This window comes from Aureimonas flava (genome assembly GCF_003583935.1).
GTDB lineage: Bacteria > Pseudomonadota > Alphaproteobacteria > Rhizobiales > Rhizobiaceae > Aureimonas > Aureimonas flava.
Window position 1 is genome coordinate 136,986 of the sequence record NZ_QYRN01000009.1, and the last position, 14,093, is coordinate 151,078.

The 14,093-nt window shown below is 71.9% G+C and carries 15 protein-coding genes; 9 read left to right on the plus strand and 6 right to left on the minus strand.

Features of this window, described 5'->3' with window-relative positions:
* Positions 1–105 precede the first annotated feature (105 nt).
* From D3218_RS16650 to D3218_RS16660, 3 genes are all read left to right on the plus strand, one after another.
* Complete coding sequence (locus D3218_RS16650; protein WP_119541199.1) at positions 106–900, plus strand: glycoside hydrolase family 25 protein; 795 nt, start codon at positions 106–108, stop codon at positions 898–900.
* A gap of 73 nt (positions 901–973) precedes the next feature.
* Entirely contained in the window at positions 974–2,173 is a 1,200-nt protein-coding gene (locus tag D3218_RS16655; protein ID WP_119541200.1) for a lytic murein transglycosylase, read from the plus strand.
* Between the two features lie 344 nt (positions 2,174–2,517).
* The gene (locus D3218_RS16660) at positions 2,518–3,306 is read left to right on the plus strand and encodes a peptidoglycan-binding protein (RefSeq protein ID WP_119541201.1); all 789 of its coding nucleotides are present in this window, start codon (positions 2,518–2,520) and stop codon (positions 3,304–3,306) included.
* 274 nt (positions 3,307–3,580) lie between these two features.
* Here the strand turns inward: D3218_RS16660 and D3218_RS16665 are convergent, their stop codons facing one another.
* From D3218_RS16665 to D3218_RS16685, 5 genes are all read right to left on the minus strand, one after another.
* Complete coding sequence (locus D3218_RS16665; RefSeq protein ID WP_119541202.1) at positions 3,581–4,528, minus strand: glycine--tRNA ligase subunit alpha; 948 nt, start codon at positions 4,526–4,528, stop codon at positions 3,581–3,583.
* Positions 4,529–4,621: 93 nt separating this feature from the next.
* On the minus strand, positions 4,622–4,813 hold the full coding sequence (locus tag D3218_RS16670) for a hypothetical protein (protein WP_119541203.1): 192 nt from the start codon (positions 4,811–4,813) through the stop codon (positions 4,622–4,624).
* A gap of 50 nt (positions 4,814–4,863) precedes the next feature.
* Positions 4,864–5,712 (minus strand): S49 family peptidase, encoded by an 849-nt coding sequence (locus tag D3218_RS16675; RefSeq protein ID WP_119541204.1) that lies wholly within the window; start codon positions 5,710–5,712, stop codon positions 4,864–4,866.
* Positions 5,713–5,780: 68 nt separating this feature from the next.
* Positions 5,781–6,548 carry a methyltransferase gene (locus tag D3218_RS16680; RefSeq protein WP_119541205.1) on the minus strand — a complete coding sequence of 256 codons (768 nt, stop codon included), beginning with the start codon at positions 6,546–6,548 and terminating at the stop codon, positions 5,781–5,783.
* Positions 6,541–6,768, minus strand: a complete 228-nt coding sequence (locus D3218_RS16685) for a putative signal transducing protein (RefSeq protein ID WP_119541206.1) — start codon at positions 6,766–6,768, stop codon at positions 6,541–6,543. The genes D3218_RS16680 and D3218_RS16685 overlap by 8 nt, the downstream gene beginning before the upstream one ends.
* A 144-nt stretch (positions 6,769–6,912) precedes the next feature.
* Here D3218_RS16685 and D3218_RS16690 point away from each other — a divergent pair, with 144 nt between their 5' ends.
* From D3218_RS16690 to moaB, 4 genes are all read left to right on the plus strand, one after another.
* Complete coding sequence (locus D3218_RS16690) at positions 6,913–7,926, plus strand: polyprenyl synthetase family protein (protein ID WP_119541207.1); 1,014 nt, start codon at positions 6,913–6,915, stop codon at positions 7,924–7,926.
* Positions 7,927–8,082: 156 nt separating this feature from the next.
* Positions 8,083–9,921, plus strand: a complete 1,839-nt coding sequence (locus D3218_RS16695; protein ID WP_119541247.1) for a tetratricopeptide repeat protein — start codon at positions 8,083–8,085, stop codon at positions 9,919–9,921.
* A gap of 7 nt (positions 9,922–9,928) precedes the next feature.
* Positions 9,929–10,825: a 4-(cytidine 5'-diphospho)-2-C-methyl-D-erythritol kinase gene (locus D3218_RS16700; RefSeq protein WP_119541208.1), complete on the plus strand. Its 897-nt coding sequence runs from the start codon at positions 9,929–9,931 to the stop codon at positions 10,823–10,825.
* The gene (gene moaB / locus D3218_RS16705) at positions 10,822–11,364 is read left to right on the plus strand and encodes a molybdenum cofactor biosynthesis protein B (RefSeq protein WP_119541209.1); all 543 of its coding nucleotides are present in this window, start codon (positions 10,822–10,824) and stop codon (positions 11,362–11,364) included. Before D3218_RS16700 ends, moaB begins: the two co-directional genes overlap by 4 nt.
* A gap of 6 nt (positions 11,365–11,370) precedes the next feature.
* Here the strand turns inward: moaB and D3218_RS16710 are convergent, their stop codons facing one another.
* Positions 11,371–11,847: a glycosyl transferase family 2 gene (locus tag D3218_RS16710; protein WP_119541210.1), complete on the minus strand. Its 477-nt coding sequence runs from the start codon at positions 11,845–11,847 to the stop codon at positions 11,371–11,373.
* Positions 11,848–11,979: 132 nt separating this feature from the next.
* Here D3218_RS16710 and D3218_RS16715 point away from each other — a divergent pair, with 132 nt between their 5' ends.
* Positions 11,980–13,137 carry a PA0069 family radical SAM protein gene (locus tag D3218_RS16715; RefSeq protein ID WP_119541211.1) on the plus strand — a complete coding sequence of 386 codons (1,158 nt, stop codon included), beginning with the start codon at positions 11,980–11,982 and terminating at the stop codon, positions 13,135–13,137.
* 151 nt (positions 13,138–13,288) lie between these two features.
* The gene (locus D3218_RS16720) at positions 13,289–13,996 is read left to right on the plus strand and encodes a ribonuclease HII (protein ID WP_119541212.1); all 708 of its coding nucleotides are present in this window, start codon (positions 13,289–13,291) and stop codon (positions 13,994–13,996) included.
* The last annotated feature ends 97 nt before the right edge of the window (positions 13,997–14,093 follow it).

Genomic DNA, 14,093 nt, shown 5'->3' on the forward strand with positions numbered 1-14,093 from the left:
TTCGATCATGGCTGCGTGAAGCGGGCGGGCGGCTCAGTTTCGGACAAGCGTGCGCCTCGAAGGTCCGCGCCGGCTCCGGCCGTTCCGTCGCCAATGGGAAGACGCATGCGCGCGATCCAAAGCCTCCTGTCGCGAGCCGCCGCCGGCTCTCGCATCCTCGTCCTCGTCGCCTCGGCGCTGGTGGTCGCCGGTTGCCGCACCGCCTCGCTCGACCCGGCGGAGCTCGGCCTGACCGGCGTTTCCGGCTCCGCTCCGCACCACTATCCCGTTCACGGGATCGACGTGTCGAAATACCAGGGCAAGATCGACTGGGACGGCGTGCGCCAGGGCGGCGTCGCCTTCGCCTTCATCAAGTCCACGGAGGGCGGGGATCGCGTGGACTCGGCCTTCCGACGCAACTGGGACGCGGCCGGCGCGGCCGGGGTGCCGCGCGGCGCCTACCATTTCTTCTACTGGTGCCGGCCCGGCATCGAGCAGGCGCGCTGGTTCATCCAGAACGTGCCGCGCGACCCCGCCGCCCTGCCCCCGGTCCTCGACGTCGAGTGGACGCCGGACTCGCCCACCTGCACCCGACGCCCGCCTCGCGAGGAGATGGTGCGCGAGATGACCGCCTTCATGGACGCGCTGGAGAAGCATTACGGCGTGCGTCCGATCATCTACGCCCCGATCGACATCCATCGCGACCGGCTGGTCGGCACGTTCCCCCAGCATCAGTTCTGGCTGCGCGGCGTGAAGGACCATCCGAGCGTCAACTACGCGGGCCGCGAGGACTGGCGCTTCTGGCAGTGGACGGCGACGGGCACGGTGCCGGGCGTCGCCGGCGACGTCGACCGCAACGCCTTCTCGGGCACGCGAGAGGACTGGGACACCTGGCTCCGGGCCCACCGCCCCGCCGCCTGATCTTCCTCAAAGCGCCCCATTTGCGCCGTCAAAGGCGACGCACCCATCCTTTCCACGGAGCGAGAGTCCCGCCATGGCCCCTTCCCTCAAATCGCTGGCGCTCGCCTCGACACTTCTGATTGCGGGCGTTTCCGGCGCTGCGGCGCAAGGCGCGCAGTGCGGCGGCGACTGGAACCGGTTCATGCAGGACGTGCGGGCCGAGGCGCTGGCCAAGGGCCTTTCGGCGGCGGGCGTCGACCGCGCGCTCGCCGACGTCCGCCAGGACGACAAGGTCCTGTCGCGCGATCGCGGTCAGGGCGTGTTCCAGCAGGAATGGAGCCGCTTCCAGGGCCGCATGGTCAACAAGGACCGGTTGGCGCGCGGCCAGGCCCAGCTCAAGAAGCATGCCACCACCTTCCGCGAGGTGGAAGCCGCCACCGGCGTGCCCGGCCCGGTGATCGCGAGCTTCTGGGGGCTGGAAACCGATTTCGGCGCGGTGCTCGGCGACTTCGACACGCTGTCGGCGCTCGCCACGCTCGCCCACGACTGCCGCCGCCCCGAGATCTTCCGCCCGCATCTGATCTCGGCGATCGAACTGGTGGACAAGGGATACCTGCGCCCCGACCAGATGCGCGGCGCCTGGGCGGGCGAGCTCGGCCAGACGCAGATGCTTCCCGAGGACTACATCGCCTTCGGCACAGACCAGGACGGCAACGGCCAGATCAACCTCCTGACCGATGTGCCGGACGTCCTGATGACCACAGGAAAGTTCATCCAGTCCATGGGCTGGCAGCGGGGCCAGCCCTGGCTGGAGGCGATCCGCGTGCCGGCCGATTTTCCGTTCGACCGCGCCGCGCTCGTCAACAAGGAGCCGCGCAGCGCCTTCGCGGCGCTCGGCGTCCGAAAGGCGGACGGCTCTCCGCTGGAGCGCGACGACGTTCCCGCCTCCATCATCCTGCCGCAGGGCAAGGGCGGGCCGGCCTTCCTCGCCTTCCCGAACTTCGACATCTACCTCCAGTGGAACAACTCGCTCACCTACTCGCTGACCGCCGCCTATTTCGGCACGCGGCTGGCGGGCGAGCCCGTGGTGGACATGGGCAACCCGCAGCCGGGCCTCGACGGCGACCAGATGAAGCGCCTCCAGAACAGGCTGGTGTCGCTCGGCTACGACGTCGGCAAGGTGGACGGCATCCTGGGCGCCAACACGCGGGCCGCGGTGGCGACCGAACAGTCCAAGCGCGGCTTCGCGCCGGACGGATGGCCCACGGCGCCCTTCCTGGCCGCGCTGAACTGAGGGTACCGGGGCGGGCCGCCGCGCCCGCCCCTTCGGCCCACGCGCGGTTGCCCATACACCGGAGGGGCGACCGCGCTCCCACGTCCGGCGCACGGCTCCGGCCGGCCCAGCAGGCAGAAGCGGGAGCGCCTCCCGCCCCTGTTCCCAAGCGTGGCGGCGGTCGATCCGCCCCGCCCCTCCCTGCCCCGCCGCGCCGGAGCAGCCCCTTCTCCCCGCCTTGTGCACCGCCGCGCCTCCTGCGCCCAAGCTGAGGCGAGGCGACCAGCCCTGTCGACCGGCATCGCTCGCGGGTCGCAGCGGGTGTCTCGCAGGTGAAGCCGACGGGTTTCGAGAGGGAGCGCGACGTGTATCCGATCGATGGGGACTTCATTCTGAAGATCGCGCCGAGGTTTTGGGGCGCCAGGGCGGCGGCGCAGTCCGCGATCGTCGCCGCCGTCTCGCCGATCCTCGCCCCGACGCTGGACGAGTACGACATCGGCAGCAGGCTTCGCATCGCCCACTTCATGGCGCAGGTGACGCACGAGTGCGCCGGCTTCCGCACCACGGAGGAGTTCGCCTCCGGCAGCGCCTACGAAGGCCGGACCGACCTCGGCAACACGAAGCGCGGAGACGGCGTACGGTACAAGGGACGCGGCCTTCTTCAGCTCACCGGCCGGGCCAACTACCGCCGCCTGGGCGAGAGGCTCGGCCTGCCGCTGGAGGACGAGCCGGAGATCGCCGCCGATCCGGCGATCTCGCTCCGGATCGCCTGCGAGTACTGGCACGAGCGCAGGATCAACCCGGCCTGCGACGGGGACGACCTCGTCAAGGTGACGCGGCTCGTCAACGGCGGCCTGAACGGGCTGGAGGATCGCCGCAACTTCCTGAAGAGAGCGAAGGCGGCGCTGGCGGAGATGGATGCCGTCGCGGTCGGGCTGAGCGCGAGGGCGGCGACGCCCGTGCTGCGGCGAGGGTCATCGGACGAAGCCGTAGGAGAGCTGCAGTCGCTCCTGCGCGGCAAGGGATACGCGCTGGCGATCGACAACGAGTTCGGAGCGGCGACGGAACTGGCGCTCTTCCTGTTTCAGCGAGAGGCCGGGCTCGCGCCCGACGGCATCGCCGGCCGGAAGACCTGGTCCGCCCTGCGCGCCTGAACGGGGACGAGCCCGCCTCCCCTACGCGCCGCACTCGCAAAGCAGCTCCCGGCGCGGATGCCGAGCCGGCGGTGCCCCGGGAGCCTGCCCCTTCTCGGCAACGGCTTCGACCCGATCCTCGAGCGGCCGGCGTTGATCGCCTCCATGCGATCGGCGCCGGTCGGGTCGCCATCGTGCGGGCGGCCGGGCGCCGAAGACCGTGCGCCGGATCGATAGGGTTCCGGCACGGCTCGAGGTCAGCGCCTGAGCAGGCCCCGGAGGCGTTGCAGCGATCTTAAGCCGCGGCCTTCCACCCTGCGCCGCCGGCCTCCGTCAGGAGGAACGCCTCGCCGCAGGCCTTCGCGAGGGTGCGCACGCGCAGGATGTAGCTTTGGCGCTCGGTGACCGAGATCACGCCGCGCGCGTCCAGGAGGTTGAAGGCGTGGCTCGCCTTGATCGCCTGGTCGTAGGCCGGCAGCACGCAGCGGTGCAGCGCGCCCTCGCCGGACGGTGCGCCCGCGGCCAGGATGGCGGCGCATTCGCGCTCGGCGTCGTCGAAGTGCCGGAGCAGCATCTTCGTGTCGGCGATCTCGAAGTTGAAGCGCGAATATTCGCGCTCGGCCTGGAGGAACACGTCCCCGTAGGTGACCTTCTCAGCGCCCTCGCGTCCGTTGAAGTTCAGGTCGTAGACGTTGTCGACGTTCTGGACATACATCGCCAGACGCTCCAGACCGTAGGTCAGCTCGCCCGCGACCGGCGCGCATTCGATGCCGCAGACCTGCTGGAAGTAGGTGAACTGCGACACCTCCATCCCGTCGCACCAGCACTCCCAGCCGAGGCCCCAGGCGCCCAGCGTCGGCGATTCCCAGTCGTCCTCGACGAAGCGGATGTCGTGCAGCGCCATGTCCACGCCGATCGCCTTGAGCGAGCCGAGGTAGAGCTCCTGGAGATTGGGCGGGTTGGGCTTCAGGATGACCTGATACTGGTAGTAGTGCTGGAGCCGGTTGGGGTTCTCGCCGTAGCGCCCGTCCTTGGGCCGGCGCGACGGCTGGACGTAGGCCGCGTTCCACGGGCGGGGTCCGAGCGCGCGCAGCGTCGTCGCCGGATGGAAAGTGCCGGCGCCGACCTCCATGTCGTAGGGCTGGAGCACCACGCAGCCGTAGTCCGCCCAGTAGCGGTGAAGCGCGAGGATCAGCCCCTGGAAGGAGCGTTCGGGCCGCATGTGATCGGCGAGTTCGGACATGGACGGCGGGCCTCGGGAATGAAAAGCGCGGCGGGTTGCTGGCGCGCGAGTTGCCACGCGCGCTTCGCCGGGGTCAAGCCTCGGGCGGCGCGGTCAGTCCCGCCGGATCCGGTAGACCCCGTCGGCCCCCCGCTCCAGCGTGCCGTGCGCGCCCGTGCGGGTCTCGGCCTCGGTGCGACGGTTGCGCTCCACCACGCGCGCCGTTTCCTGGCGGAGCTGGCGATAGCCGAGATAGGCGGCGGCCCCGACGAGGCCGAAGAGGAGGATGGGCATCGGATCGACCATGATTCACCTTCCCCCGACTATCTCGGCGCTTTCGGGCGAAGGCAAGGCGTTCAGAGCCCGTAGCGGGCCCACAGGGCTCGCTCGTCGGCGGCGGCGAGGACGGCTTCCGCCGCCGCGCCGGCCAGGGCACCGGCGCCCGCGCCGCGCCCGAGGCCGAACAGGCCGCGCTTCTGCTGGATCACCGCGAGCCGCACCTTGGGCCCGTAGGTTTCGCGCAGGACCGAGCGCAGGTCGCCCACGCGGTCCACCAGCCCGAGCTCCAGCCCGCGCGTGCCCGACCAGAACAGGCCGGAGAAGAGGTCCGGGTGGTCGGCAAGCCGATCCCCGCGCCGCGACCGGACCAGATCGATGAAGGTGCGATGCACGTCGAGCTGCAGGGCCTTGAGATGCTCGACGTCCTCCGGCCGCTCGGGGCGGAACGGGTCCAGCGTCGCCTTGTTCTGGCCCGCGGTGTGGACGCGGCGCTCGATGCCGAGCTTGGCGATCAGGTCGACGAAGCCGAAGCCGCCCGACACGACACCGATGGAGCCGACCACCGAGGACGGATCGGCGACGATCTCGTCGCCCGCGCAGGCGATCATGTAGCCGCCGGACGCCGCGAGATCCTCGCAGGCGACCACCACGCGCTTGTTCTTCTCCTCGGCAAGGTCCCGGATCCGCTGGAACACGAGCCGCGACTGCACGGGCGATCCGCCCGGCGAGTTGACCGAGATCGCCACCGCCGGCGCGTCCTTGTGGGCGAACGCCCGCTCCAGGAGCGGCGCGACGGAGGCGAGGTTGATGGAGGAGCGCAGCGGCGACCCGCCGGACATGATGACGCCGTTGAGCCGCACCACGGGGATCACGGTCTCCGCCTTGCGGAAACGCTTGGGAAGGAGCCTGGCGATGGGGTTGGGCACGGGGCGGGCCTTGGGTGAGAGCTGCGTCGCCCGGCATGTAGGGATCGGCGCCCGCCGCGCCAACGACGTCACGTCATCGCGATATGCAGGTGCCCGCCGGCAAGCGCCGTCCTGGTCGGCGCGTCGAGGACCAGCGGAGGCAGGAGACGCAAGGGTGCGCGCGAGCCGCGCGTCGCCGCGACCAGGATGCGAATCGCCGGGGCATGCGCGTCCGAATGCACGGCACGCACGCAAAGGCCGCCGAGCCGGTTGTCGCAGGCCCTCGCGATCTCGGCGAGCTGGTCCGGCCGGCCGATCATGCGCAGCGCCCCGCCGTGGCGCAGCAACGCGGCGGCCACCGCGAGCCAGCGGCCGGTGAAAGCGGGATCCGGCACGCCCTTGGCGCTGGCGCGCATGGGATGGGGCGAGACGCGGCCGCCGGCGGGGTGGAACGGCGGGTTGGTGAGCACGAGGTCGAAGGCGGCATCGGCCAGCCCCGCCGCCTCGCGCGCCGGGCGCGGCTGGAGAAGGTCGAGCTCCGCAAGGTGCAGACGCCCGGCCAGGGCGGCGTTCTCCGGCAGCGCCAGGGTTCCGCGGGCGAGCTCGGCCATGGCCCGGTTGCGCTCGGCGAGCACGACATGCAGTCCCGGCGCCCGGACCGCCGCGGCCAGGGCGACCGCCCCGGCGCCCGAGCCGAGATCGGCCGCCAGCCCGCCCTGCCCCGGCTCCACCGTGGCGGCGAGCAGAAGCGCGTCGTCGCCCGACCGGAGGCCGCCGCGCGCCGGCTGAAGGAGATGGAAGGCGCCACCCAGGAAGGCGTCGCAGGTGACGCCGTCGGCGGGCGCTCCGTCAGGCACGGTCGGACAGTTCGTGCGCCAGCCCCGCGTCGGTCAGTAGGCGGCGGGCGCGCTCGACATCGTCGCCATCGACCAGGAGGCGGCGCGGCAGGATGCCGATCGAGCCGTCCAGGACGCTCATGTGGCTGTCCGCCAGGAGATGGATGACGTCGGCATCGCGCAGCAGGGCCTGCGCGAAGGACAGGAGGACGGGATCGTTGGTGCGCAGGAGTTCGATCATGGGAACGTTCAGTGCCCCCAAACCGGCGTGCTCCGCAAGCCGCAAGGCCGCCTCGGTCGCCGGACGGCGCCGCCGCGCCACTTTACGCACTTGCCGCCCATCGCCCGCCCGGCTATTGCGCGCGCAGCCACACGGAGATGTTCAGTGACCCTTGCCAGCCCCTTGGATCAGACGAGAGCGGTCGCCTCGATCGACCCGATCCTCGGCCTGACGCGCGCGGACATGGACCGCGTCAACGCGCTGATCCTGTCCATGGCGGGGTCGAACGTCGAGCTGATCCCCGAGATCGCCGAGCACCTGATCTCGTCCGGCGGCAAGCGGCTCCGCCCGATCCTGACGCTGGCCTCGGCGCTGGCCTTCGGCTACCGGGGCGACGATCACGTCAAGCTCGCGGCGAGCGTCGAGTTCCTCCACACGGCGACGCTCCTGCACGACGACGTGGTGGACGAGAGCGACCTGCGGCGCGGGCGCAAGACCGCGCGCACCATCTGGGGCAACCAGGCGAGCGTTCTGGTCGGCGACTACCTTCTCGGCCAGGCCTTCAAGATGATGGTCGAGGTCGGCTCGATGCGCGCGCTGGCGATCCTGTCCAACGCCTCGGCGGTGATCGCCGAGGGCGAGGTGTGGCAGCTTTCGGCGGCCAAGCGGATCACCACCACGGAAGCGGACTACATGGCGGTGATCGGCGCCAAGACGGCCGCCCTGTTCGCCGCCGCGGCCGAGGTCGGGCCGGTGATCGCGGGCGCCGGGCCGGCGTTCGAGGCGGCCATGCGCGACTACGGCCTGCATCTCGGCCTCGCCTTCCAGCTCGTGGACGACGTGCTCGACTACGGCGGTTCGGCGGGCGATCTCGGCAAGAACGTCGGCGACGACTTCCGCGAGGGAAAGATCACGCTTCCGGTGATCCTCGCCCATGCCGCCGGCACGCCGGCCGAACGCGACTTCTGGCGATGCGCCATGGAGGAGGGGCGCAACGACGACGCGGCGCTGGCCGAGGCCCGCGAACTGATGGCGCGCCACGGCGCGCTGGAGGCCACCAAGGCCCGCGCCCGCGAGCACGGGCGCCACGCGTCCGAGGCGCTGTCCCTGCTACCCGCGGGCCCCTATCGCGACGCGCTGGACGCCGTGGTCGCCTTCTCGATCGACCGCATCCGATAATCGTCCGGCAGGCTGGCGTCGCGCGTCGTCGCAAAATAAACATTCTGAACACGGACATGGGTGGGCGCGCTTCACCTGCGCGCAGCACCGGCAGCGGACAAGGCGGCGATCTTCGGCGCCGACGCGCCGGGGGGGTCGGGAAAGAGGAAGTTCGACGTGGATAGAACGCGCATCTCGCGGATCGCACTCGCGGCCGCCCTGGCCTCCGCCGTCCTGGCCGGCCCCGCCGGCGCCCAGACCGCCGAACCCGCCGCCCAGGACGCGCCCGCCACCGGAACCGAGCGCGCCACGGTGAACGTGCAGTCCCTGTCCGGCGCCTATCTGGCCGCCAAGATGGCGCGCGAGAACCGCCAGCCGGGGATCGCCGCCGACTACTACGACGAGGCGCTGCGGCTCGATCCGACCTCCGAGGTGCTGCAGCAGGAGGCGATGTTCGCCTATCTCGCGGACGGGCGCTTCAAGGACGGCGTGGATCTCGCCGCCAAGCTCGTGGACAACGAGACCGTGGGCAAGGTGGCGCAGATCGCCGTGGCGCTCGACGCGCTGCACGACGGCCGTTTCGACGCCGCGATCGAATCCCTCAAGCTGCGCGACACGAGCGATCTCGACAGCCTCCTGGTCGCCCATCTCTCGGCCTGGGCCGACGTGGGCGCCGGACGCGGCAAGGAGGCGCTCCGTCGGATCGACGACCTGCGCGGCGCCTCGTGGTTCGCCGCGTTCAACCAATACCAGACCGGCCTGATCGCCGGCCTCACCGGCAACCTCGACCGAGCGCGCTCCTCGCTCGGCGCGCTGATCTCGGACCAGAGCTCGGCGCAGACCTCCGTGGACGCCTATATGGCGGGCGCCGAGGCGCTGGCCCGGCTGGAAGCGCGCGCCGGACGCAAGCGGCAGGCGCTGGACGCGGTGGCGCGGGGTCTGGAGCTCGCTCCCAACTACGAGCCGCTGACCCAGCTCCAGTCCGCCATCCAGGACGGCAAGGAGATCGCCCCGCCGATCGCCGACGCGCAGGCGGGCGCCGCCGAGACGCTCTACATCCTCGGCCAGGCGATCAATCGCGGCGACGGGCAGGACGTCGCGCTGCTCTACTTCCAGTTCGCCCGGGCCGTCGCCAAGACGGCCGACCCCAAGCTCCTGACGGCGCTGGCGGGCATCGCCGACCGCTCCAAGCAGATCGACCTCGCCCTGACCTACTACGGGCAGATCCCGGAGGGCTCGCCCTACCGTCGCACGGCCGAGCTGCAGATGGGGCTCGACCTCTGGCAGGCCGACCGCAAGAGCGAGGCGAAGGTGCACCTGCGCAAGGCGGTCGAGAATTATCCGAGCGACCTCCAGGCGCACCTGGCGCTGGCCGACGTCCTGGCGGCGGACAAGGAATACGCCGAAGCCGTCACCATGCTCGACAAGGCGCTGACCCTGGCCCCCAAGAACGCGCCCAACCTCTGGAACATCTACTACCAGCGCGGCATCGCCTTCGAGCGCCAGAAGGAATGGGACAAGGCCGAGCCCGACCTCCGCCGCGCGCTGGAGCTCGAGCCGGACCAGCCGCAGGTCCTGAACTATCTCGGCTATTCCTGGGTCGACATGGACCGCAACCTCGACGAGGGGCTGCAGATGATCCGCACCGCCGTCGACCTGCGTCCCAACGACGGCTACATCATCGATTCGCTCGGCTGGGCCTACTATCGCCTGGGCCGCTTCGACGAGGCGGTGGAGCAGCTCGAGCGCGCCGTGCTCATCATGCCGGCCGATCCGACGCTGAACGATCACCTCGGCGACGCCTACTGGCGCGTCGGACGCACGCGCGAGGCACGGTTCCAGTGGAACCGCGCGCTGGTGGGCGACCCGGCGCCCGAGGCCGTCGAGGTCGAGAAGATCAAGCGCAAGCTGGCCGACGGCCTGCCGGCGGCCGAGACCGCCCCCAGGCCCGGGCAGCAGCGCGCGGCCAACGAGAATGCGCCGGCCGAGCCCAAGGCGGCCGCGCAGCCGAACTGACGCCCGCATGGATGCCCTGGTCCGCGAGACGGCGGTCGCCTCGGTCGCCGCGCGCGCCAAGCTCAACTTGGCGCTGCACGTGGTCGGCCGCCGCGCCGACGGCTACCACGAGCTGGAGAGCCTCGTCGCCTTCGCCGACTTCGGCGACCGGCTCGAGATCGCACCCGCCGAGCGCGACGCGTTTCGCGTCGACGGGCCGCTCGGGGCGGGCGTGCCGACGGACGCCGCGAACCTCGTTCTCCGGGCGCGGGCGCTGGCGAGGGCCTGCGCGGCGGAGGCAGGGCTCGACCTCGAACCGCTGGACATCCGCCTGACCAAACACCTGCCGCACGCGGCGGGCATCGGCGGCGGCTCGGCGGACGCGGGCGCGCTTCTCGCCTGGGTCGTCGCGCGCCATCCGTCGCTCGGCCCCCGCATCGCCGAACGCTGCGTCGCGCTCGGTGCCGACGTGCCCATGTGCCTCGCCGGCGAGGCGGCCGTGGTGCGCGGCATTGGCGAACGCCGCGGGCGGCTGGCCGCCCTTCCCGCCCTTCCCGTGGTGCTGGTCAACCCGGGCGTGCCGCTGGCGACGCCCGCCGTGTTCGCCGGCCTCGCGCGCCGCGACAACGCGCCCCTGCCGCCGCTCCCCGAAGGTTTCGCCGATCTCGGCACGCTGGCCGGCTATCTCGCCGCCACCCGCAACGATCTCGAGCCGCCGGCCTGCGCGCTGGCGCCGGCGGTGGCGCACGCCGTCGCGGCGCTCCAGGCGAGCGGCGCCGGCTTCGCGCGCATGTCCGGCTCCGGCGCCACCGTGTTCGGCCTGTTCGCCGACCGGGCGGGGGCGGAGGCGGCCGCGCGCGCCATCGTGGCGGAGCGGCCCGGCTGGTGGGTCCGGGTCTCCTGCCTGACGGGACAGGGCCGATGACCGATCGCATCTTCGTGCCGCTGCGGATCGCCGTGCTCACCGTGTCGGACACGCGCACCCCGGCGGACGACCGCTCCGGCGACACGCTGGCGCAGCGGCTGGAAGCGGCGGGCCATGCGCTCGCCGATCGGCGCATCGTCCCCGACGATGTCGCCGCGATCCGCAAGACGGTGCTCGGCTGGTCGCGCGACCCGGCCGTGGACGTCGTGCTGACGACGGGCGGCACCGGCTTCACCGGGCGCGACGTGACGCCGGAGGCGCTGGAGCCGATCTTCGAGAAGCGGATGGACGGCTTCTCGGCCGTGTTCCACCGCGTGTCCTTCGAGACGATCGGCGTGTCCACGATCCAGTCCCGCGCGACGGCCGGCGTCGTCGACGCGACGTTCGTCTTCGCGCTGCCCGGCTCGCCCGGCGCCTGCCGGGACGCCTGGGACCATATTCTCGCGGCGCAGCTCGACTACCGCCACCGCCCCTGCAATTTCGTGGAGATCATGCCACGCCTCGACGAGCATCTCCGGCGAGGCGGCCTCTCGGCCTGAGCGGGATCAGCGCCCCGGCCGCATCCGGCGGGGGCGCAAGGCCCGCAGAAGGGCGTCGATATCGCCGCCGCGGGACGCCGCCGCCAGCGCGGCGCGCGACACCAGCACGGCACCGCGCCGGCGCGGCATGAGGCGGTCCAGGACCCCGGCGCGCGGCTCGGGCAGGCGCACGGCGCCGGCCCCGGCGGCGCCCCGCCCCCCGGCGTGGCGCAGGACCCGCTCGATCCAGTCCTCGGGCAGGCGCTCACCCGCGCGCACCAGCAACACCCACTCGCCCCGCAGCCCGGCGGCGCCCGCCATCGTCTCGCCGGTCGCAGCCAGCCGACAGCCGGCGTGGTCGGCGACGCGCCGCACATCCTCGTTCTCGGCGTCCAGCACCGCAACGTCCCGCAGGACGCCCTCCACCGCACCGGCGACGAGCGGCGTCAACGTCTGCGCGAGGGCCGCCGGATCGTCGGCGCGGTGGATCAGGACCGTCAACATGCCTCCTGCGTTAGCGCAAGGCGCCTCGCGCCGCCAGCGTCACCGTTCGTTCCGTTTTGTTCTTGTATTGTTCTCTTCCGATGATTAGGATCCTGGTCATACCGGGATCGCACCCGAAGGGAACCTTGTCCCATGTCCGAGATCCGCAGCATCGACCGCGCCGCGCTGGGCCCCGGCCGCGGCGTCGACATCGCGAACCACATGCTCAACCAGTCGGGCCTGCGGGTCGGTTTCGACCGCCGGCGCGGCCGGGGCGCGGGGCTCAACCCGTCGGGCCGCTACGAGCCCTTCTCGCGTGCCGCCTTCGACGACGGCTGGAACACGATCGACGAGCTGCCGCCTTTCCGTACCGAGGTGCAGAACGAGACGGCGCGCACGATCATCACGCGCAACCAGTCGCCCGACATCTCCTTCGACCGGTCGGTGAACCCCTATCGCGGCTGCGAGCACGGCTGCGTCTACTGCTTCGCGCGGCCGACGCACGCCTTCATGGGCCTGTCGCCGGGTCTCGACTTCGAATCGAGGCTGTTCGCCAAGCCCAACGCGGCCGAACTCCTGGAGGACGAGCTGTCGAAGCCCGGCTACGAGCCGCGCTCGATCGCCATCGGCACGAACACCGACCCCTACCAGCCGATCGAGAAGACCCGGCGCATCATGCGCGAGATCCTGGAGGTGCTCGAGCGGGCCAATCATCCGGTCGGCATCGTCACCAAGTCGGCGCTGGTGACGCGCGACATCGACATCCTCGGCCGCATGGCGGCCAAGGGTCTGGCGCGCGTCGCCGTGTCGGTCACCACGATGGACCGGCATCTGGCGCGCACCATGGAGCCGCGCGCGGCGACGCCCGCCCGGCGATTCGACGCCGTGCGCCAACTGACCGACGCCGGCATTCCGACCATGGTGATGACCGCGCCGATCATTCCGGGCCTGACCGACTCCGAGATCGAGCGCCTCCTGGAGGCGGCGGCCGAGGCGGGCGCGAAGGAGGTCGGCTACGTGCTCCTGCGCCTGCCGCTCGAGGTCTCGCCGCTCTTCAAGGACTGGCTGCTGCGGCACTATCCCAACCGCTACCGTCACGTGATGGCGCTGCTGCGCGCGATGCGCGACGGCAAGGACTACGACGCCGAATGGGGTCAGCGGATGACCGGCAAGGGCCCTTACGCGCAGCAGATCCGCCGCCGCTTCGAGCTCGCCGCCAAGCGCCTGGAGCTGAACCTCGACCGCTCCAAGCTGCGCACCGACCTGTTCCGCGCACCCAAGGGCGGCGGCGTGCAGCTTTCGCTGCTCTGAACGGTCGCGGGGGGTGCAAGGTGCCCCCCGTGCGATCGGATCGCCCGGTGCCGCAGCCGGGCGACAGGCGCCGGTGGTTTCTCCCCGTTCCGCCGCCGCCAAAAGCTCGACGGTTCGCCAACCCGCCGTCGAGCTTGAGAAGGATCGGAGAATGCGCAAGGGTCGCCGCACCATGACCCGCCACGTCTCCGATCCTTCGCTCCCCTTCCCCCCCACGACCGTTCTGGCCCGATCCGACGCCCTCGCGCCGGACGACGCGCTGGAGCGTGAGCTCCGGGCCGGGGGCGCCGAGCGCGTCGCCGGCGTGGACGAAGCCGGCCGGGGGCCGCTTGCCGGGCCGGTGGTCGCGGCGGCGGTGATTCTGGACCCGTCCCGCGTGCCGTCCGGCCTCAACGATTCCAAGAAGCTGCGGGCGGTCGAGCGCGAGCGGCTGTTCCACGAGATCCTCGCGACGGCGCTCGTCGGCATCGGCACGGCGGGGGCGGTGGAGATCGACCGCGTCAACATTCGGCAGGCCACGCTGAACGCCATGCGACGCGCGCTGGGCGGTCTCGCGCTGCCGGCGTCGCACGCGCTGATCGACGGGCGCGATGTGCCGCCCCGCCTCGCCTGCCCCGCGACGGCCGTGATCGGCGGCGACGCGCGCTCCCTGTCGATCGCCGCCGCCTCGATCGTCGCCAAGGTGACGCGCGACCGCATGATGGCGCATGTGGGCGCCGCCCATCCGGGCTACGGGTTCGACCGCCACATGGGCTACGGAACGGCGGCGCATCTGGCCGCCATCGAGGCGGACGGCCCCTGCCCGCACCATCGGCGCAGCTTCGCCCCGATCGCCGCGCGGCTCCGGCGCGGCGCCTGAGGCGCCTCCGGGCCGCGCGGCATCGGGCAGCGGGGCCTGCGCGCAGCGGATGCCCGGCCTTCGTGCCAACAAAAAAGCCGCCCCGAAGGGCGGCTCG

Bases quoted from the DNA above. Each gene is read 5' to 3' on its own strand.
- D3218_RS16700 (WP_119541208.1), top strand. From the start codon at position 9,929: ATGGATGCCCTGGTCCGCGAGACGGCGGTCGCCTCGGTCGCCGCGCGC.
- D3218_RS16650 (WP_119541199.1), top strand. From the start codon at position 106: ATGCGCGCGATCCAAAGCCTCCTGTCGCGAGCCGCCGCCGGCTCTCGC.
- D3218_RS16665 (WP_119541202.1), bottom strand. From the start codon at position 4,528: ATGTCCGAACTCGCCGATCACATGCGGCCCGAACGCTCCTTCCAGGGG.
- moaB (WP_119541209.1), top strand. From the start codon at position 10,822: ATGACCGATCGCATCTTCGTGCCGCTGCGGATCGCCGTGCTCACCGTG.
- D3218_RS16670 (WP_119541203.1), bottom strand. From the start codon at position 4,813: ATGGTCGATCCGATGCCCATCCTCCTCTTCGGCCTCGTCGGGGCCGCC.
- D3218_RS16655 (WP_119541200.1), top strand. From the start codon at position 974: ATGGCCCCTTCCCTCAAATCGCTGGCGCTCGCCTCGACACTTCTGATT.
- D3218_RS16720 (WP_119541212.1), top strand. From the start codon at position 13,289: ATGCGCAAGGGTCGCCGCACCATGACCCGCCACGTCTCCGATCCTTCG.
- D3218_RS16685 (WP_119541206.1), bottom strand. From the start codon at position 6,768: ATGATCGAACTCCTGCGCACCAACGATCCCGTCCTCCTGTCCTTCGCG.
- D3218_RS16710 (WP_119541210.1), bottom strand. From the start codon at position 11,847: ATGTTGACGGTCCTGATCCACCGCGCCGACGATCCGGCGGCCCTCGCG.
- D3218_RS16715 (WP_119541211.1), top strand. From the start codon at position 11,980: ATGTCCGAGATCCGCAGCATCGACCGCGCCGCGCTGGGCCCCGGCCGC.